Source organism: Streptomyces sp. NPDC030143 (assembly GCF_055573695.1).
The window spans coordinates 264,582-281,523 of sequence record NZ_JBVIAY010000010.1 but is presented as its reverse complement, the minus strand read 5'-3'; the positions used below and the strand labels follow the sequence as shown (position 1 = coordinate 281,523).

The window sequence follows — 16,942 nt, the reverse complement described above, 5'->3', positions numbered from 1 at the left end:
GGCAAACAGTCCCTGGCTGCAGCTCAGGAGGCGGGTGGCGGCCGCAACCGTTGGGACGGCGTCCTGCCCGTCCAGACACTCCTCGTCGAATGGCCTAACGGCCAGGACACTCCGACGGGCTACTGGATATCGAATCTGCCCGCCACCACCCCGGTCGCTGACCTGGTGCGGTGGGCGAAGATGCGCTGGCGGATCGAGCACGATTACCGCGAGCTCAAGCATGGCCTGGGACTGGACCACTTCGAGGGCCGCACCTGGCGCGGCTGGCACCACCACGTCACCCTCGTCACCGCCGCCCAGGCATTCCTCACTCTCCGGCGGCTCGACCCAAAAGTCCTCACACCGGCCTGACTCTCTACCAGGTCCTCGACGTTCTTCAGGACCTGCTGAGGTGCTGGACCGGTACCTGCACCACCTGCGGACGCCCCCTGCCCAGACCTCGGAGCAGCCGCAGACAGCCCACAACCTAACGAAGCACTACTAGCCGCCCAGCAGCCCGGACACCTGCCCCAGCACCGGGACGCTGCCGACCGACGGCGCCTGGGCCACCGGCCCCGTCACGGCCTGCGAGGTCAGCGGCCGGAAGTCGGCGAGCTGGGTGCCGACGCCGTTGTCGAGGGGGTCGACGCCGGTGCCGGCCAGCGGGTTGGGCTTGAGGCCCGAGACCGGGCCGGTGACGTAGCCGACCGTGCCGGTGAGCGCCTGCAGGCCGGCCTGGGGGTCGATCTCGCCGAGCGACGTGGGGCGGGTGCGCACCACGTCGAGGACCGGTTCGGCCTCGGCTGCGGCGGCGATCGGGGCGCCCACCCCCAGGGCCGCCCCCACGGTCGCGAGGACGGCCAGCGCGCGGCGGCCGGTCGGGGTCGGGGAGGAGTCGTGTCGGGCCATCTTTTCCGCCACCTTCTGGTGCACTGGGTAATCAGGACGACACGAAGGGTAGTTGACGTGTGACGCGCGCATCAAAGCCGACCCGCGGGGTCGTTACCGCCCCGGGGGATGCCTCACACTGGTGACCCGTGAGTCCCCATCCGCCCTTCCCCACGCGAGTCGTGCTGCTCTGCGGCCCTTCCGGCTCCGGCAAGTCCCTCCTCGCGGCCCGCTCCGGCCTTCCGGTGCTGCGGCTCGACGACTTCTACAAGGAGGGTGACGACCCGACGCTGCCGCTCGTGACGGGGAGCTCCGACATCGACTGGGACCACCCGCGGTCGTGGGACGCGGACATGGCCGTCGCGGCGATCACGCGGCTGTGCCACACGGGCCGTACGGACGTACCGGTGTACGACATCGCGCGCAGCGCCCGCACCGGCGAGGAGACGATCGAGGTCGGGCGGACCCCGCTGTTCATCGCGGAGGGCATCTTCGCCGCCGAGATCGTCGAGCGCTGCCGGGACCTGGGCGTCCTCGCCGACGCGCTGTGTCTGAGCCGCGGCCCGGTGAAGACGTTCCGCCGCCGTTTCGTGCGGGACCTGCGGGAGGGCCGCAAGTCGATGCCGTTCCTGCTGCGCCGCGGGTGGCGTCTGATGCGCGCCGAGCGTTCCATCGTGGCCCGACAGACCGCGCTCGGCGCGCACGCCTGCGACCTCGACGAGGCGATGGGACGGCTGGCGTCCGCGGCGGCGGGTCACCGCGTCCCGACGGCGCGTACGGCCGCCTGACGGCCACCGGGCACACGAAAAGGCGGGACTGGACGGACCCCCCGGCCCTCCAGTCCCGCTTCTTCGGTGCTCCCCCGTGTCCCCCCGGGCGGTGCTTCCCCCGTGCTGTGCGGTACCGCTCCTCCCCGACGTCCCCCGTGGGGTCCCCCCGGTACCGCTCCCCCGTGCCCTCCCTCGTCGCCGAGGGGGGTCCTTCCCCCGTGACCTCAGGCGACGAGCTCGCCGAAGGCGTCCTCCCGGTCACGGCCGAAGCTGAGGACCTCGTCCTCGCGCAGCCGGCGCAGCGAGCGCCAGATGCTGGACTTCACCGTGCCGACACTGATGTCGAGGATCTCCGCGATCTCCGGGTCGGTGCGGCCCTCGTAGTAGCGCAGGACCAGCATCGTCCGCTGGAGTTCGGGCAGCCGGGCCAGCGCCTGCCACAGGACCGCGCGCAGCTCGGTGCCGCGCATCGCGTCCGTGTCGCCGGGCGTCTCCGGCAGTTCCTCGGTCGGGTACTCGTTGAGCTTGCGGCGCCGCCAGGCGCTGATGTGCAGGTTGGTCATGGTGCGGCGCAGGTATCCGCCGACCGCCGCCTTGTCGCTGATCCGGTCCCAGGCCCGGTAGGTCGAGAACAGCGCGCTCTGCAGCAGGTCCTCGGCCTCGAAGCGGTCGCCGGTCAGGTGGTAGGCGGTGGCGTACAGGGAGGCGCGGCGCTCCTGGACGTAGGCGGTGAACTCCGCCTCCGACAGCGAGCGACGCTCCCCCGGGTCCTCCCTGTGCGCGGCTCCCCCGACAGTGCCCACAGCGGCTCCCGCAGCGGGCTCCCCCGTGTGTGCGTCAACCACCGTCATGAACACGGTGTGCTGACGCCCGGTGCCGCGAGCGCACCCCCGCCCGCTCACGGCACCGGACTTCTCGGAACCCCGGTGCACGTCGTGCAGGCGCGTGACCACTGCGCTGGTGCTCATACCGTGCAGCGTGTTCATCTCGCGCCCCCCGTCGTGGACTTGCGGTGTTCGGCTTGTTTCCGTCGGCCCGGCGTACTGCCTTGCCTGTGCCGAGAAGCTTGCCCGGGCCAGTTCATCGCCGTGTCCGTCGACTGTCACAGACCTGTCACAGGGGTCCGTCACGGCGACACCACAGCTCCTCCACAGTCGTCGCCGCTGAACCGCGCGGTGGACCGCTTCGCGGGGGGTGGACCGGATCGGTACCGCCCACAGGTCGAACCACAGTGCCCTCATGGGCCAGAATGAGCCCGTGCCTTCCCTGTTGCTGATCGAGGACGACGACGCCATCCGTACGGCCCTGGAGCTCTCACTGACGCGCCAGGGACACCGTGTGGCGACCGCTGCGAGCGGTGAGGACGGTCTGAAGCTGCTGCGCGAGCAGCGACCGGATCTGATCGTCTTGGATGTGATGCTGCCCGGTATCGACGGCTTCGAGGTGTGCCGGCGCATCCGGCGCACCGACCAGTTGCCGATCATTCTGCTCACCGCGCGCAGCGACGACATCGACGTGGTCGTGGGGCTGGAGTCCGGCGCCGACGACTACGTCGTCAAACCGGTGCAGGGGCGGGTCCTGGACGCCCGGATCCGGGCCGTGCTGCGGCGCGGCGAGCGCGAGTCGAACGACGCGGCGACCTTCGGCAGCCTCGTCATCGACCGGGCCGCGATGACGGTGACGAAGAACGGCCAGGACCTCCAGCTCACCCCCACCGAGCTGCGGCTGCTGCTCGAGCTGAGCCGGCGGCCCGGTCAGGCGCTGTCCCGGCAGCAGCTGCTGCGTCTGGTGTGGGAGCACGACTACCTGGGCGACTCCCGGCTGGTGGACGCGTGCGTCCAGCGCCTGCGCGCCAAGGTCGAGGACGTCCCGTCCTCCCCCACCCTGATCCGCACCGTCCGCGGCGTCGGCTACCGCCTGGACGCCCCTCAGTGACACAACGGCAAGGGGGGGTCCGCGGCTGGGCCGCGGTGCGCAAGGGACATCTTTCACGGCTGCGTTTCACCAGCCTGCGGCTGCGGCTCGTCGTGGTCTTCGGGCTGGTGGCGCTGACCGCCGCCGTCTCGGCGTCCGGCATCGCCTACTGGCTCAACCGCGAGGCGGTGCTGACGCGTACGCAGGGCGCGGTGCTGCGGGACTTCGAGCAGGAGATGCAGAACCGGGCGGGGTCGCTGCCCGAGCACCCCTCGCAGGACGAGCTCCAGCACACCGCCGGCCAGATGGCCAGCAGCAGCCAGCGGTTCAGCGTGCTGCTGGTGGCCGAGGACTCCGCGGGCAGGACGGTGTACGGCAACTCGGGCGGCCTGAACGGCTTCTCGCTCGACGACGTGCCCGAGTCGCTGCGCACGGCGGTGAACAAGCAGCAGGAGGCCACCGCCGGCAACAGGTCGCCGTACCACCTGTACTGGCAGCGGGTCGTCGAGGGCGGGACGCCGTACCTGGTGGCCGGGACGAAGGTGATCGGGGGCGGGCCGACCGGCTACATGCGCAAGTCCCTGGAGCCGGAGGCGAAGGACCTCAACTCGCTGGCCTGGTCCCTGGGGATCGCCACCGGCCTCGCGCTGATCGGCGCCGCGCTGCTGGCGCAGGCCGCCGCCACGACCGTGCTGAAGCCGGTGCACCGCCTGGGGGTGGCCGCGCGGCGGCTGGGCGAGGGCAAGCTCGACACCCGGCTGCGCGTGTCCGGCACGGACGAACTCGCCGACCTGTCACGGACGTTCAACCGCACCGCGGAGGCACTGGAGAAACGGGTCGCGGACATGGCGGCCCGGGACGACGCATCCCGCCGGTTCGTCGCGGACATGAGCCACGAGCTGCGCACACCGCTGACCGCCATCACCGCCGTGACGGAGGTGCTGGAGGAGGAGCTGGACGCGGAGTCGGGCGGCATCGACCCGATGATCGAGCCGGCCGTGCGGCTGGTGGTCTCCGAGACGCGACGCCTCAACGACCTCGTCGAGAACCTGATGGAGGTCACCCGCTTCGACGCGGGGACGGCCCGGCTGGTCCTGGACGACGTCGACGTCGCCGACCAGATCACGCACTGCATCGACGCGCGCGCCTGGCTGGACGCGGTCGACCTGGACGCCGAGCGCGGCATCCACGCCCGCCTCGACCCGCGCCGGCTGGACGTGATCCTCGCCAACCTCATCGGCAACGCGCTCAAGCACGGGGGTTCGCCGGTGCGGGTGTCGGTGCGCGAGTCGGCCGAGGAGGTCGTCATCGCCGTCCGCGACCACGGGCCGGGCATCCCCGAGGACGTCCTGCCGCACGTCTTCGACCGCTTCTACAAGGCGAGCGCCTCCCGCCCGCGGTCCGAGGGCAGCGGCCTGGGCCTGTCCATCGCCCTGGAGAACGCGCACATCCACGGCGGTGGGATCACGGCCGCCAACTCCCCGGAGGGCGGGGCGGTGTTCACGCTGCGGCTGCCGCGGGACGCCTCGGAGCTGGCGATGCAGGGGGAGAAGAAGGACGAGGGGGAGACCTGATGACCGTACGCCGCCTGCTCGCCCTTCCCCTTCTCGCCGGACTGCTCACCGGCTGCGGGATCCGGGCGACCGAGGTTCCGACCGACTTCGGCCCCGCGCCCTCCCGGGTGCGCTGTTCCCTCACCGAACCGGACGTGGCGACCCGGACCTCGCGGGGTGTGCCGGTCAGGGTGTTCCTGCTGTGCGGTTCCTCCCTCGTGGCCGTGGACCGCAGCGTGCTGGTCCCCGACGGCGCGGCGGACTCCGAACGCCGGGTGCTGGTGGCGCAGGAGCTGGTCGACGAACTCGCCGCGGTTCCCTCGCCGGCCGAGAAGGAGGCCGGCTACACCACCGACGTACGCGGCATGAAGGTGAGCGGTCCCGGACCCGAGGACCCCGACGACACCCTGCGTCTGAGTGCCTCCCCCACCGAGCTGACCTCCTTCGCCCTGGCCCAGCTGGTGTGCACCTTCTCCGACTCGGCGGCGGCCGAGGGCGACGGATCGGTGGTCCTGGGCGGTCCCGGGCAGCCGCCGCGCCGCTACGCGTGCACGGACGAGGTCCGTTCCCGCCCGGGCAGTGCGAAACCCCCGTCGACGGAGGTCACGGGCGGCTGAGGGGCCCTCGCGCCATGAGCGCCTGATCGGGCCGCGGGGTCCGTGCCGTGCGGCGCAGGGCGCCGGAGAGCCCTCGTGCCACAGCCGGCCGGGGCTTTTTCGGCAACGCGCGAGGTGCGGTGCCGGGTCGCGGGGCCCGGACGGGCACAGTTCAAGGACCCCTGAGGCGACCGCGCCCCGGAATGTGGCGCAGACCTCCCGGGTCCGCCCGGAACCGACAGCCCCGGGGGCCGCGTCTAGGGGGTCGTGCAGCGTCAAGGCTCCATCGGCGGCAGCGCCGCGATCCGCATCCGTGTGACCGGGAGTGTCCTCCTGGTCGCGCACCTCGTGTTCGTCGCCTGGTTCACGCTGCGGCCGCTGCACGTGCCCTGGGTGATGCCCACCAACCTGCATCCGTTCGCGGGGATCCGCGCGGACCTGGAGCTGGGCTGGCCGCAGGCGGCCAGGCGGATCGGTGGGGGGCTGGCGCTGCTCGCGCCGCTGGGCGTCCTGCTGCCGCTGGCGCACGGCAGGCTCCGCGTCTCACCGGTCGCCTCGCTGCTGCGCACGGTCGTCATGGGCGCCCTGCTGTCGCTGGGCATCGAGCTGCTGCAGACCGGTGTGCCGGGTCGGGTGGTGGACGTCGACTCGCTGCTGCTGAACACCGTCGGGGTGGCGCTCGCGCACGCGACGGTGGTCCCGGCGGGCCGGGCCTGGCTGCGCCGCAGGAGCGCGCGGGCGGGGGCGTGGGCGGTCCGCCCCGAGGAGCCGGCTCAGGGGAGGACCCCGACGATTCCCAGGGTCGGGATCGCCCCGTAGAGCGACGCTTCGTCCGGTTCGTCTCCGTAGCGTGGAGGCAGATGGGGCAGCCACCGGAGGCCGCCTCGGACCGACGCTCGCGAAGGAGCCGCAGATGTCCAGCCTCGCCCGCCCCACCCAGGGTCGCATGATCGGCGGAGTGTGCGCCGCGCTGGCCCGGCGCTTCGGCACGTCCGCCACGACGATGCGTGTGATCTTCCTGGCGTCCTGTCTGCTGCCGGGTCCGCAGTTCCTGCTCTACCTCGCGCTGTGGCTGTTGCTGCCCTCGGAGGACAAGGCCCGCGCGGCCTGGTGAACGTCCGGCGTGAGAACGCCGTCGGGGCGCGTCCGGAAACACTCCGGGTGCGCCCCGACGGCGTGCGGGAGGGGCTCAGCCCAGCGGGATCCCGTTCACCGGCAGGCCGTGCGTGGGCAGGCCCTGGCCGACCGGGAGACCGCCGAGGAGGTTGGCGACGGGAGCGGTGGGGCCTTCGGCGAGCGCCCGCTCGGCGACCGGCTGCACGGCGCTCAGGCCCGCACCGAGGGCCGGCTGAGCCTGCGCCAGTGCCTCGCCGGCACCCGGCAGCGCCTGGGAGAGGTTGTCCGCGGGCAGCGTCTGGGTGAGGCCGCCCAGCGCCTGGCCGGCGTCGGGGACGGCCGGGGCGGCGTTCGCGGCCCCCGCACCTACGGCGGCGATGGCGGCACCGAGAGCGGCGACACCGAGGGTCTTGGCAGCAGACTGCTTCATGTTAAATGCGTCCTCGAATGGGATACGGGGAACCGAGCGGTCCACGACCGTAGACACGGAAAGGCGTCCGCGGCAAACATCGAAATGCGGACGGATCGTGAAGACCCGCCCGCGTTCCGTCCCGCACACCGTCCGGCCGTCAGCCCTCTGCCGGGGTGGAACCGCTGGTGGAGGCGGTCTGCTGGAACAGCCATTCGGATTTCAGTTCCGCATATCCCGGCTTGATGACGTCATTGATCATCGCGAGTCGTTCATCGAAAGGAATGAACGCTGATTTCATCGCATTGACGGAGAACCACTGCATGTCGTCGAGCGTGTAACCGAAGGCGTCGACAAGGTGCTCGAATTCCCGGCTCATGCTCGTCCCGGACATCAGCCGGTTGTCGGTGTTGACCGTGGCCCGGAAGTGCAGCCGGCGCAGCAGCCCGATGGGATGCTCGGCGTACGAGGCCGCCGCCCCGGTCTGGAGGTTGGAACTCGGGCACAGCTCCAGCGGGACGCGCTTGTCGCGGACGTAGGAGGCGAGCCGGCCGAGCTTGACCGAACCGTCCTCGGCGACCTCGATGTCGTCGATGATGCGCACGCCGTGGCCGAGCCGGTCGGCGCCGCACCACTGGAGCGCCTGCCAGATCGACGGCAGCCCGAAGGCCTCGCCGGCGTGGATGGTGAAGTGGTTGTTCTCGCGCTTGAGGTACTCGAAGGCGTCGAGGTGCCGGGTGGGCGGGTAACCGGCCTCCGCACCCGCGATGTCGAAGCCGACGACACCCAGGTCGCGGTAGCGGTTGGCGAGTTCGGCGATCTCCAGGGCGCGGGCCGCGTGCCGCATGGCGGTCAGCAGGGCGCCGACGCGGATGCGGTGGCCGTTGGCCCTGGCCCGCCGCTCGCCCTCGCGGAAGCCCTCGTTGACGGCCTCGACGACCTCCTCGAGGCTCAGCCCGCCCTCCAGGTGCTGCTCGGGGGCGTAGCGCACCTCGGCGTAGACGACGCCGTCCTCGGCGAGGTCCTCGGCGCACTCGGCGGCGACCCGGGCCAGGGCGTCGCGGGTCTGCATGACGCCCACGGTGTGGGAGAAGGTCTCCAAGTACCGTTCCAGGGAGCCGGAGTCGGCGGCCTCCCGGAACCACACGCCGAGCTTGTCCGGGTCGGTCTCGGGGAGACGGGAGTACCCGGCGTCCCGGGCGAGGTCGACGACGGTGCCGGGGCGCAGCCCGCCGTCGAGGTGGTCGTGCAGCAGAACCTTGGGCGCCCGGCGGATCTGGTCCGAACTCGGGGTGAGGCCCGTCTGGATGCTCTGGCTCGTCATTTTCGCACTCTAACGCCTACGCGCGTAGAACGCGCGGTGTACAACGGCGCCGATACGTAACGGTGACCGCACGGATGGGTGGAGTACACCGACCCTTCTGACACTGTTCTGTCATGGCACAGCAAGCGACGCCGGTGCGCGCTGCCCGGCTGGGCAGGGCGATCGGCCAGGAGCCGGAGACGGTGGGCGGGGTGGTGCTGCTGCTCCCCGGCGGCGACGAGGTCTCCACGCGCAGACCCTCTCCCCTGTGGGCGGCCGCCTCGGTCCGCGCCCTGGGACGCAAACTAGCCCGCGCGGGACGGCAGGAGGGGCTCGCCGTCCATGTCGTGCACTACCGCTATCGCGGCTGGAACGGCACCGAGGCCCACCTCGCCGCCGACGCCGCCTGGGCCGCCGACGAGGTCGTACGGCGCTACGGCGACGTCCCCCTGTGTCTGGCGGGGGTCGACATGGGCGGGCGGGCGGCGCTGCGCGCGGGCGGGCACGAGGCCGTCAACTCCGTGCTCGCGGTGGCGCCTTGGCTGCCGGAGGAGGACGTGGCGGTGCCACCCGAACCGGTGAGGCAACTGGTGGGGCGGCGGGTGTTGATCGTGCACGGCACGAACGACGAGCGGACCGATCCCGAGCTGTCGTTCCGGCTGGCGGCGCGGGCGAAGAAGGCGAACCGGGAGGTGTGCCGGTTCGAGGTGCACTCCGACGGGCACGGGTTGCACCAGCACCGGGACGAAGTGCTGTGTCTCGCCGAGGACTTCGTGATGGAGGTGCTGTTCGGCAGGGGGTTCTCCCGGCCGGTGCAGGACGCCCTGGCGGCGCCGCCGCCGCTCGGCCTGCGGATGCCGTTGGCGGCGGGGTTCGGCCGGTCTTTGCGGCGGTAGCGACCGCGGTCGTTGCGGGGCGGTAGCGATTGCGGTCGCGCGTCGGCGTCGGCGTCCGATGCCGACGTCAGGCCAGCAGGTTTCCCCTTCTGGACAGCAGGAACCTCTTGAAGGCCGCCACGGGAGGGGTGTCGGGGCGGCCGTCGAGCCAGGCCACCCCGATCTCCCGCACCGCCCGCGGGGCCGTGACCGTCAGCTCCACCACTCCCGGGCGGGGAACCGCCGGGGGTGGCAGGAGGGCCACGCCCAGGCCCGCCGCCACCAGGCCCCGCAAGGTTTCCGCCTCCTCGCCCTCGAAGGCCACCCGAGGGCGGAAGCCGGCCTCCTGGCAGAGGTCGTCGGTGATGCGGCGCAGGCCGTAGCCGGGTTCGAGCGTGACGAAGGTCTCGTCGGCGGCCTCGGCGAGGCGGACCCGCCGGCGGGCGGCGAGGCGGTGGTCGGCGGGGACGACCAGGCGGAGCTTCTGTTCGTCCAGGCGGCGCGCGACCAGGTCGGGGGCGTCCGGGACGGGGGAGGTCAGGCACAGGTCGAGTTCGCCGGCGCGCAGCCGCTCCAGCATGGCCTCGCCGTAGTTCTGGACGAGGCTGAAACGGACGCGGGGGTGGTCGGCGCGGAAGGCGTGGATCAGGCCGGGGACGGTTTCGGCGCCCAGGGTGTGCAGGAAGCCGAAGGCGACCTTCCCGGTGGCCGCGTCGGCGTCGGCGCGCACCTCGTCGGCGGCCTTCTCGATCTCGGCGAGGGCGCGTTCCACCGACGTGAGGAAGGTGCGTCCGGCGGGAGTGAGGGAGAGCGTGCGGCCGTGCCGGGCGAAGAGGTCGACGCCCAGGTCCTGTTCGAGGCGGACCATGGCCCGGGACAGGGTGGACTGCGGAACCTGCATCTCCTGCGCGGCCCGGGTGACGTGCTCGGTGCGTGCCACGCCCGCGAAGTACGCGAGGCGCGGGGCGAGGAGGGTGACGATGTCGTCCGTCATGTCTTTTGTGTCACTGGACGGTGACAGGCGGGACTGTGACCTCTGCTGATGCACCATGGGAACGATTATGGCGATTCCGTGCATTGGACGGATGAGCGGGGTCGTCCGTAGGTTCGAGGCATGTCTCCCGCCAGTACCGGGGCGTCCACCGTCGTGGGCGCCGGCACGTCCTTCCCCGTCCCCGACTCCCGCATGGCCCCGGGCGGCCCCGGCTACCGCCGGATGAGCCTCGCCCTCTTCCTCGCCGGTGTGGCGACCTTCGCCCTGCTGTACTCCACTCAGGCGCTGCTGCCGTTGATCTCCGGCGAGTTCGGGGTCGCGGCGAGCCGGGCGAGCTGGACGGTGGCGGCGGCGACCGGCGGGCTGGCGCTGTTCGTCCTGCCGATGAGCGCGCTGTCGGAGCGCTACGGCCGCCGCGCCGTGATGACGGCCTCGCTGGCCGTCGCGGTGGGCCTCGGGGTGCTGGTGCCCTTCGCCCCGTCGCTGGACGCCCTCGTGGTGCTGCGCGGCCTGCAGGGCGCGGCGCTGGCCGGTCTGCCCGCGTCGGCGACCGCCTACCTCGCGGAGGAGGTCCGTCCGCGGGCGCTGGTGACGGCGATCGGACTGTTCGTGGCGGGCAACAGCGTGGGCGGGATGAGCGGCCGGGTCATCACCGGCTGGGTCGCGCAGGAGTGGGGCTGGCGGGTCGCCGTCGGCGTGGTCGGCACGGTCGCGGTGGCGTGCGCGGTGGCCTTCCGGCTGCTGCTGCCGACGCCGAGGCACTTCACGCCGGGCTCGCTGCGCCCGCGCGTCCTGACCCGTACGGTCCGCGACCACCTCGCCGACCCGCTGCTGCGCCGGCTGTACGCGATCGGCGCGCTGTTCATGACGGTCTTCGGCGGGGTGTACACGGTCATCGGCTACCGCCTCACGGAGGCGCCGTTCTCGCTGCCGCAGGGCATCGTCGGCTCGATCTTCCTGGTGTACCTGGTGGGCACGGTGTCGGCGTCGACGGCGGGCCGGCTGGTGGGCCGGCTGGGCCGGCGCGGTGCGCTGTACCTGGCGGGCGGTACGACGGCGGCGGGACTGCTGCTGTCCCTGCTGGACTCGCTGCCGCTGGTCCTGGTGGGCCTGGTGCTGATCACGGCGGGCTTCTTCGCGGGACACGCGGTGGCGTCCTCGGCGGTCGGCAGGACGGCGACGAGCGGCCGGGCGCAGGCCTCCGCCCTGTACCAGTCGGCGTACTACATCGGCTCCAGCGTCGGCAGCACGGTCGGCGCGATCGCCTTCCACGCGGGCGGCTGGGCCGGCACGGTCGGTGTGGGCGTCCTCGCGGTGCTCGGTGTCGTGGCGATCACGGTGCTCGGGTCGCGGGCGGCGCGGCGGCAGGTCCTGGCCGCCGCCCACTGAGGCTCTTCTTCTCCGCGTTCCCCCTGGTCGGGGCCGATTGTCAGTGGTCGCCGCTAGCTTCGGTGGCTCACAACCGGTGTGAGCAGGGGGTTCGTTCGTGGAGTTCCGGATCGATCGCGGTGACCTGGTGGAAGCGGTGGCGTGGGCGGCCCGGGCGCTGCCGACGCGGACGCCCGTGCCCGTGCTGGGCGGGCTGGTGCTCGAGGCGTCGGCGGGGCGGCTGAGCGTGTCGGGGTTCGACTTCGAGACGGCGGCGCGCATCGAGGCGGACGCCGAGGTGGCCGCGCAGGGGCGGGTGCTCGTCCTCGGGCGGCGGCTGCTGGACATCTGCAAGGTGCTGCCGGACGGGCCGGTGAGCTGCGCGGTGGACGGGACACGGTTCACCGTCGAGGCGGGCGGCACCGGTTTCGGTCTGTCGACGCTGCCGGGCGAGGAGTACCCGACCCCGCCCGCACCGCCGCGTGAGTACGGCACGGTCGACGCGGCGGCGTTCGCGACCGCCGTCGCACAGGTCGCGGTGGCGGCCGGCCGCGACGACACGCTGCCGGTGCTGACGGGCGTCCAACTGCGCCTGGACGGCGAGGAGATGACGCTGTCGGCGTCGGACCGCTACCGGTTCGCGGTGCGGCGGCTGGAGTGGAAGGGGCAGGCCGGGGCCGGGGAGGGTGTCGACGCGCTGCTGCCGGCGCGGCGGCTGCTCGACGTGGCGCGGTCGCTGGCGCGGTGCGGGACCCTGCGGGTCGGACTGGAGCCGGGGGCCGGAGCGGTCGGCCCGGTCGGGTTCGAGGGCGGGCGGATGCGGTCGGTCGTCCGGCCGCTGGACGGGCGGCTGCCGGGGCACGGGAAGCTGTTCGACATGGCGGGGGCGTCCGTCGCCGAGGTGGAGTGCGGGGCTCTGACGGAGGCCGTGCGGCGGGTGTCGGTGGTGGCGGAGGCGAACAGCGCGGTGCGGCTGGACTTCTCGGCGGACTCCGTGCTGCTCCGGGCCGGGTACGGCGACGACGTGGCGGCACAGCGGCTGCCGGCCGCGCTGAGCGGCGCCGAGGAGGTGACGGTGGCCTTCAATCCGGCGTACCTGCTGGACGCGCTGGCCTCCTTCGGCACAGGGGTGCTGCGGCTGGAGCTGCTGGGCACCGGGCAGCGGGCGCTGCTGGGCGCGGCGGACGCGCCCGAGGTCCACCGGCATCTGCTGATGTCGGTGAAGCAGCTGGTCTGAGCGGGTGCTCCGGGTCGGCCCTGACCTGGCCTTTCGTCGGCTCGGGGGGCCGTTGTCAGTGGGCTGGGGTAGCTTCCGGAGTACTGGGCGCACAGGCGCGTGACAGAACGGCCACAGGGGTGGGTGGACGACGATGGGTGACGGTACGGCGACGGTGGACGACCTCGACGTCAGGCTGGAGAAGCACCGGGTCGAGCTGACCGGCTACTGCTACCGGATGCTGGGCTCCTCCTTCGAGGCGGAGGACGCGGTGCAGGACACGCTGGTGCGTGCCTGGCGCAGTTACGACAAGTTCGAGGGCCGCTCCAGCCTGCGGTCGTGGCTGTACCGCATCGCGACGAACGTGTGCCTGGACATGCTCACGGCGGGCAACAAGCGGGCCCGCCCGATGGACCTGAGCGAGTCGACGCCGCTCGCCCAGGCGGCCCTCTCCCCCCGCCCCGACCACACCTGGCTGGAGCCGATGCCGGACACCCGTGTGCTGCCGACCGTGGAGGACCCGGCCGAGGCCGCCGTCGCCAAGGAGTCGGTGCGGCTGGCGTTCATGGCCGCGCTGCAGCAACTGCCGCCCAAACAGCGGGCGGTGCTGATCCTGCGCGAGGTGCTGGCGTGGCGGGCGAGCGAGGTCGCCGAGCTGCTCGACACCACGGTCGCCTCGGTCAACAGCGCGCTCCAGCGGGCCCGCGCGACCCTCGCCGAGCGGGCGGACCCGGCCGCGGGCGCTGCGGTCTCCGACCCGCTGGACGAGGACCAGCAGAAGCTCCTGGAGCGCTATGTGGCCGCCTTCGAGGGCTACGACATGGCGGCGCTGACGGCCCTGCTGCACGAGGACGCCGTCATGACGATGCCGCCGTTCGACCTCTGGCTGACCGGCCACGGCGACATCGCGGGCTTCATGACCACGATCGGTTCGGCGTGCGAGGGCTCCCGGCTTCTTCCGGTGCAGGTCAACGGTCTGCCGGGGTTCGCGCAGTACAAGCCGGACCCGGAGGCGGGCGGGTACGTGCCGTGGGCGATCCAGGTGCTGGAGATCTCAGAGGGGCGCCTCACCGGGTTCCACTTCTTCCTCGACACCCAGCGCTGGTTCCCCCTCTTCGGTCTCCCCCTCCACCTCGAAGCGGAGTCCGACGAGGTGCAGCAGGGCGCGTAGCGCGGGGTCGGGGGCGCGCAGGCGGATGCCGCCGCCGGCCCGGCGGGCGGTGAGCTGCAGCCGCGCCAACAGGTCGACCGTCGTGAGCCCCGGTGGTCCGAGCCCGGCGACGTCGCAGACCACGACCCCGGCCCGGGTCTCCTCCAGCAGCCTGCGTACGTCGTCACAGAGTTCCGGCACCCGCTCTCGGGTGACGGGTCCGGCCAGGGCGAGTACGGGCGGTGTCGTCGCGTCCACGAGCGGTAGACCGGGGCGGGGCGTGCAACTCATCGGCGCCCTACACCTAACACTGATACCTGTTCGCCTATAACTTTTAGGCAAATCCATAATGGACTCGCCGACAGCTGAGAGGAACCCGTGGTGCGTGCAGGGCTGACACCGGAACGCCTCGCCCGGGCGGGGGCGGAGCTGGCCGACGAGGTCGGCTTCGACCAGGTGACCGTCTCGGCGCTCGCCCGGCGGTTCGACGTCAAGGTCGCGAGCCTGTACTCGCACGTGAGGAACTCGCACGACCTCAGGACCCGGATCGCCCTGCTCGCCCTGGAGGAACTCGCCGACCGCGGTGCGGCCGCGCTCGCCGGGCGGGCCGGCAAGGACGCCCTGACCGCCCTCGCCGACGTCTACCGCGACTACGCCCGTGAGCACCCCGGCCGCTACGCGGCGGCCCGGCTGCCCCTCGACCCGGCGACCGCGGCCGCCAGTGCGGGTGTCCGGCACTCCCGGATGACCCGGGCGATCCTGCGCGGCTACGAGCTGACCGAGCCCGACCAGACCCATGCGGTCCGCCTGTTGGGCAGCGTGTTCCACGGGTACGTGAGTCTGGAGCTGAGCGGCGGCTTCAGCCACAGCGCGCCCGACAGCCAGGAGTCCTGGGAACGGATCCTGGACGGTCTGGACGCACTGCTGCGGCACTGGCCGACGGCGCCCGACCGCGGGTTCCAGGCCGGGTCCGAAGCCGGGGCCGAGTCCGGGTCCTGGGCCGAAGCCGAGTCCGGGTCCTGGGCCGAAGCCGAGGCCGAGGCCGAGGCCGAGGCCGAGGCCGAGTCACGGTCCGGGCCCGGGTCCGGCTGAGTGCCGTTGCGGCCGGACCCGGGCCCGGTCGGGTGCCGGCCTGGCCGGGTTCACCCGGCCCGGGTCCGGCCGGGTCAGGTCCGGCCTGGTCGGGTTCACCGGGTCCGGGTCCGGCCAGGTCCGGGTCCCGGTCCGGCCGAGGGCAGTCCCGGCCGGACCCACGACCGGACCCGGTCGGGTGCCGGCCTGGTCGGGTTCGCCCGGCCTGGGGTCCGGTCCGTTCGGGTCGGGCCCGGCCGACGGCCCGGCGGGTCCCGGCCCGGTCCGCGTCCGGTCCCGGCCAGGTCGGGTACGGCCCGGTCCGGGTCCGGTCGAGGGCCCGGCGGGTCCCGGCCCGGGCCGGGTCCGGACCCGGCGGGTTTGCCGTCGGCTGCGGTTGAGTCCTGTCCCCGAGCGGTGAGGAACACCCACGCGATGTCCGACACCCCCGACCGGCCCGACGACGGCTGGATCACCACTCCCCTCACCGCCGGCCTGCTGCGCGGCGCCCTGGAGGTCGAGCGCACAGGGCGCGGGCTGCTGCCGCACCGGCTGCCCGCGGCCGCCCGCGCCCAGTGCGCCGACGGACAGCTCGCCGCGGCGGAGGCGCAGCCCTCCGGCGTACGGCTGGTGTTCCGCACCCGGGCCACCGCCGTCGAACTGGACGCGCTGCCCACCAAGCGGACCTACGTGGGCGCCCCTCCGCGTCCCGACGGGCTCTACGACCTGCTCGTCGACGGGCGGCTCGCCGGGCAGGGCAGTGTGACGGGCGGCGACGTGCTGACCATCGACATGGCCGCCGGAACCTCCGAGCGCCGGGCCGGTGAGCCCGGCACCGTCCGCTTCACGGGGCTGCCCGACCGGGTCAAGGACGTCGAGATCTGGCTGCCGCACAACGAGACCACCGAACTCGTCGCCCTGCGCACCGACGCGCCCGTCGAGCCCGCGCCCGACCCCGGCCGGCGGGTGTGGCTGCACCACGGCAGCTCGATCAGCCACGGCTCCGACGCGGCGAGCCCCACCGCCGTCTGGCCCGCCCTCGCCGCCTCCCTCGGGGGCGTGGAGCTGATCAACCTGGGGCTGAGCGGCAGCGCCCTGCTCGACCCGTTCACCGCCCGCGTGCTGCGGGACACGCCCGCCGACCTGATCAGCGTCAAGATCGGCATCAATGTCGTCAACCTGGACCTGATGCGGTTGCGGGCCTTCGGTCCGGCCGTGCACGGGTTCCTCGACACGATCCGGGAGGGACACCCGGACACGCCCCTGCTGGTCGTCTCGCCGATCCTGTGCCCGGTGCACGAGGAGACGCCCGGGCCGAGTGCCCCTGACCTCTCCGGGCTCCAGGAGGGGCGGCTGCGGTTCGTGCCGATGGGGGACCCGGCGGAGGTCGCCGGCGGGAAGCTGACGCTGCGGGTGGTCCGCGAGGAGCTGAAGCGGATCGTCGCGCAGCGGGCCCAGGACGATCCGCGCCTGCACCACCTCGACGGGCGGGAGCTGTACGGCGAGGCGGACGCGGAGGAGCTGCCGTTGCCGGACCAGTTGCACCCGGACGCGGCCACCCACCGGCGGATGGGTGAGCGGTTCGCCGCGCTGGCCTTCGGCGAGGGCGGCGTGTTCGGCTGAGGCCCGGTGGCCGCCGCCCGCCGCCCCCGCGCTCCCGCGCGGCTCGGAGCTCCGAACGAAGCCCTGGTAGTCCCGCTACCAGGGCTCTCCGGCGCTTCGCGACGCACGGCACCGGTC

At 73.0% G+C, this 16,942-nt stretch carries 18 protein-coding genes and 1 pseudogene; 13 read left to right on the top strand and 6 right to left on the bottom strand.

Features of this window, described 5'->3' with window-relative positions; all coding sequences use genetic code 11:
- A partial coding sequence (locus tag ACZ4YY_RS20005) for a transposase (RefSeq protein ID WP_468291562.1) occupies positions 1-351 on the top strand: 351 nt, incomplete at its 5' end.
- 129 nt (positions 352-480) lie between these two features.
- On the opposite strand, the gene ACZ4YY_RS20000 is transcribed toward ACZ4YY_RS20005, so the two are convergent.
- A complete protein-coding gene (locus ACZ4YY_RS20000; protein ID WP_468291559.1) occupies positions 481-888 on the bottom strand; it encodes a hypothetical protein in 408 nt (135 codons plus the stop codon).
- Positions 889-1,016: 128 nt separating this feature from the next.
- Between ACZ4YY_RS20000 and ACZ4YY_RS19995 the strand changes: the two genes are divergently transcribed.
- Complete coding sequence (locus ACZ4YY_RS19995; protein ID WP_468291556.1) at positions 1,017-1,655, top strand: uridine kinase family protein; 639 nt, start codon at positions 1,017-1,019, stop codon at positions 1,653-1,655.
- Between the two features lie 206 nt (positions 1,656-1,861).
- Here the strand turns inward: ACZ4YY_RS19995 and ACZ4YY_RS19990 are convergent, their stop codons facing one another.
- Positions 1,862-2,623 (bottom strand): SigE family RNA polymerase sigma factor, encoded by a 762-nt coding sequence (locus ACZ4YY_RS19990; protein WP_468291554.1) that lies wholly within the window; start codon positions 2,621-2,623, stop codon positions 1,862-1,864.
- A gap of 271 nt (positions 2,624-2,894) precedes the next feature.
- Between ACZ4YY_RS19990 and afsQ1 the strand changes: the two genes are divergently transcribed.
- The 5 genes from afsQ1 (at position 2,895) to ACZ4YY_RS19965 (ending at position 6,814) form a co-directional block, all read left to right on the top strand.
- The gene (afsQ1, locus tag ACZ4YY_RS19985) at positions 2,895-3,572 is read left to right on the top strand and encodes a two-component system response regulator AfsQ1 (protein WP_264936818.1); all 678 of its coding nucleotides are present in this window, start codon (positions 2,895-2,897) and stop codon (positions 3,570-3,572) included.
- Positions 3,569-5,125, top strand: a complete 1,557-nt coding sequence (locus ACZ4YY_RS19980) for an ATP-binding protein (protein WP_468291551.1) — start codon at positions 3,569-3,571, stop codon at positions 5,123-5,125. Before afsQ1 ends, ACZ4YY_RS19980 begins: the two co-directional genes overlap by 4 nt.
- Positions 5,125-5,721, top strand: coding sequence for a hypothetical protein (locus ACZ4YY_RS19975; protein ID WP_468291548.1), 597 nt, complete (start codon positions 5,125-5,127; stop codon positions 5,719-5,721). Before ACZ4YY_RS19980 ends, ACZ4YY_RS19975 begins: the two co-directional genes overlap by 1 nt.
- A 246-nt stretch (positions 5,722-5,967) precedes the next feature.
- A complete protein-coding gene (locus ACZ4YY_RS19970) occupies positions 5,968-6,519 on the top strand; it encodes a VanZ family protein (protein WP_468291545.1) in 552 nt (183 codons plus the stop codon).
- Between the two features lie 94 nt (positions 6,520-6,613).
- Positions 6,614-6,814: a PspC domain-containing protein gene (locus ACZ4YY_RS19965; RefSeq protein ID WP_468291543.1), complete on the top strand. Its 201-nt coding sequence runs from the start codon at positions 6,614-6,616 to the stop codon at positions 6,812-6,814.
- Between the two features lie 75 nt (positions 6,815-6,889).
- On the opposite strand, the gene ACZ4YY_RS19960 is transcribed toward ACZ4YY_RS19965, so the two are convergent.
- Together ACZ4YY_RS19960 and ACZ4YY_RS19955 are read right to left on the bottom strand one after the other, a co-directional pair.
- Entirely contained in the window at positions 6,890-7,246 is a 357-nt protein-coding gene (locus ACZ4YY_RS19960; protein WP_468291540.1) for an ATP-binding protein, read from the bottom strand.
- 139 nt (positions 7,247-7,385) lie between these two features.
- The gene (locus tag ACZ4YY_RS19955) at positions 7,386-8,549 is read right to left on the bottom strand and encodes an adenosine deaminase (RefSeq protein ID WP_468291537.1); all 1,164 of its coding nucleotides are present in this window, start codon (positions 8,547-8,549) and stop codon (positions 7,386-7,388) included.
- A 113-nt stretch (positions 8,550-8,662) separates the two neighbouring features.
- On the opposite strand from ACZ4YY_RS19955, the gene ACZ4YY_RS19950 reads away from it, so the two are divergent.
- Positions 8,663-9,424 carry an alpha/beta hydrolase gene (locus ACZ4YY_RS19950; RefSeq protein ID WP_468291534.1) on the top strand — a complete coding sequence of 254 codons (762 nt, stop codon included), beginning with the start codon at positions 8,663-8,665 and terminating at the stop codon, positions 9,422-9,424.
- A gap of 67 nt (positions 9,425-9,491) precedes the next feature.
- On the opposite strand, the gene ACZ4YY_RS19945 is transcribed toward ACZ4YY_RS19950, so the two are convergent.
- Entirely contained in the window at positions 9,492-10,454 is a 963-nt protein-coding gene (locus tag ACZ4YY_RS19945) for a LysR family transcriptional regulator (RefSeq protein WP_468291532.1), read from the bottom strand.
- 63 nt (positions 10,455-10,517) lie between these two features.
- On the opposite strand from ACZ4YY_RS19945, the gene ACZ4YY_RS19940 reads away from it, so the two are divergent.
- The 3 genes from ACZ4YY_RS19940 (at position 10,518) to ACZ4YY_RS19930 (ending at position 14,152) form a co-directional block, all read left to right on the top strand.
- Positions 10,518-11,786, top strand: coding sequence for an MFS transporter (locus ACZ4YY_RS19940; RefSeq protein ID WP_468291529.1), 1,269 nt, complete (start codon positions 10,518-10,520; stop codon positions 11,784-11,786).
- 97 nt (positions 11,787-11,883) lie between these two features.
- A complete protein-coding gene (gene dnaN / locus ACZ4YY_RS19935; protein WP_468291526.1) occupies positions 11,884-13,002 on the top strand; it encodes a DNA polymerase III subunit beta in 1,119 nt (372 codons plus the stop codon).
- Positions 13,003-13,135: 133 nt separating this feature from the next.
- Entirely contained in the window at positions 13,136-14,152 is a 1,017-nt protein-coding gene (locus tag ACZ4YY_RS19930; RefSeq protein ID WP_468291524.1) for a sigma-70 family RNA polymerase sigma factor, read from the top strand.
- On the opposite strand, the gene ACZ4YY_RS19925 is transcribed toward ACZ4YY_RS19930, so the two are convergent.
- Positions 14,036-14,422, bottom strand: coding sequence for an STAS domain-containing protein (locus tag ACZ4YY_RS19925; RefSeq protein WP_468291522.1), 387 nt, complete (start codon positions 14,420-14,422; stop codon positions 14,036-14,038). The genes ACZ4YY_RS19930 and ACZ4YY_RS19925 overlap by 117 nt on opposite strands.
- A gap of 87 nt (positions 14,423-14,509) precedes the next feature.
- Here ACZ4YY_RS19925 and ACZ4YY_RS19920 point away from each other — a divergent pair.
- Together ACZ4YY_RS19920 and ACZ4YY_RS19915 are read left to right on the top strand one after the other, a co-directional pair.
- Positions 14,510-15,070: pseudogene (locus ACZ4YY_RS19920) on the top strand (TetR/AcrR family transcriptional regulator); the annotation flags it as partial.
- 567 nt (positions 15,071-15,637) lie between these two features.
- Positions 15,638-16,825 (top strand): GDSL-type esterase/lipase family protein, encoded by a 1,188-nt coding sequence (locus tag ACZ4YY_RS19915; protein WP_468291520.1) that lies wholly within the window; start codon positions 15,638-15,640, stop codon positions 16,823-16,825.
- The last annotated feature ends 117 nt before the right edge of the window (positions 16,826-16,942 follow it).

Excerpts from the sequence above, each read along its gene's own strand:
- ACZ4YY_RS19925 (WP_468291522.1), bottom strand. The coding sequence starts at position 14,422 with ATGAGTTGCACGCCCCGCCCCGGTCTACCGCTCGTGGACGCGACGACA.
- ACZ4YY_RS19945 (WP_468291532.1), bottom strand. The coding sequence starts at position 10,454 with ATGGTGCATCAGCAGAGGTCACAGTCCCGCCTGTCACCGTCCAGTGAC.
- ACZ4YY_RS19930 (WP_468291524.1), top strand. The coding sequence starts at position 13,136 with ATGGGTGACGGTACGGCGACGGTGGACGACCTCGACGTCAGGCTGGAG.
- ACZ4YY_RS20000 (WP_468291559.1), bottom strand. The coding sequence starts at position 888 with ATGGCCCGACACGACTCCTCCCCGACCCCGACCGGCCGCCGCGCGCTG.
- ACZ4YY_RS19940 (WP_468291529.1), top strand. The coding sequence starts at position 10,518 with ATGTCTCCCGCCAGTACCGGGGCGTCCACCGTCGTGGGCGCCGGCACG.
- ACZ4YY_RS19975 (WP_468291548.1), top strand. The coding sequence starts at position 5,125 with ATGACCGTACGCCGCCTGCTCGCCCTTCCCCTTCTCGCCGGACTGCTC.
- ACZ4YY_RS19990 (WP_468291554.1), bottom strand. The coding sequence starts at position 2,623 with ATGAACACGCTGCACGGTATGAGCACCAGCGCAGTGGTCACGCGCCTG.
- ACZ4YY_RS19955 (WP_468291537.1), bottom strand. The coding sequence starts at position 8,549 with ATGACGAGCCAGAGCATCCAGACGGGCCTCACCCCGAGTTCGGACCAG.
- ACZ4YY_RS19965 (WP_468291543.1), top strand. The coding sequence starts at position 6,614 with ATGTCCAGCCTCGCCCGCCCCACCCAGGGTCGCATGATCGGCGGAGTG.
- ACZ4YY_RS19915 (WP_468291520.1), top strand. The coding sequence starts at position 15,638 with ATGTCCGACACCCCCGACCGGCCCGACGACGGCTGGATCACCACTCCC.
- ACZ4YY_RS19960 (WP_468291540.1), bottom strand. The coding sequence starts at position 7,246 with ATGAAGCAGTCTGCTGCCAAGACCCTCGGTGTCGCCGCTCTCGGTGCC.
- ACZ4YY_RS19950 (WP_468291534.1), top strand. The coding sequence starts at position 8,663 with ATGGCACAGCAAGCGACGCCGGTGCGCGCTGCCCGGCTGGGCAGGGCG.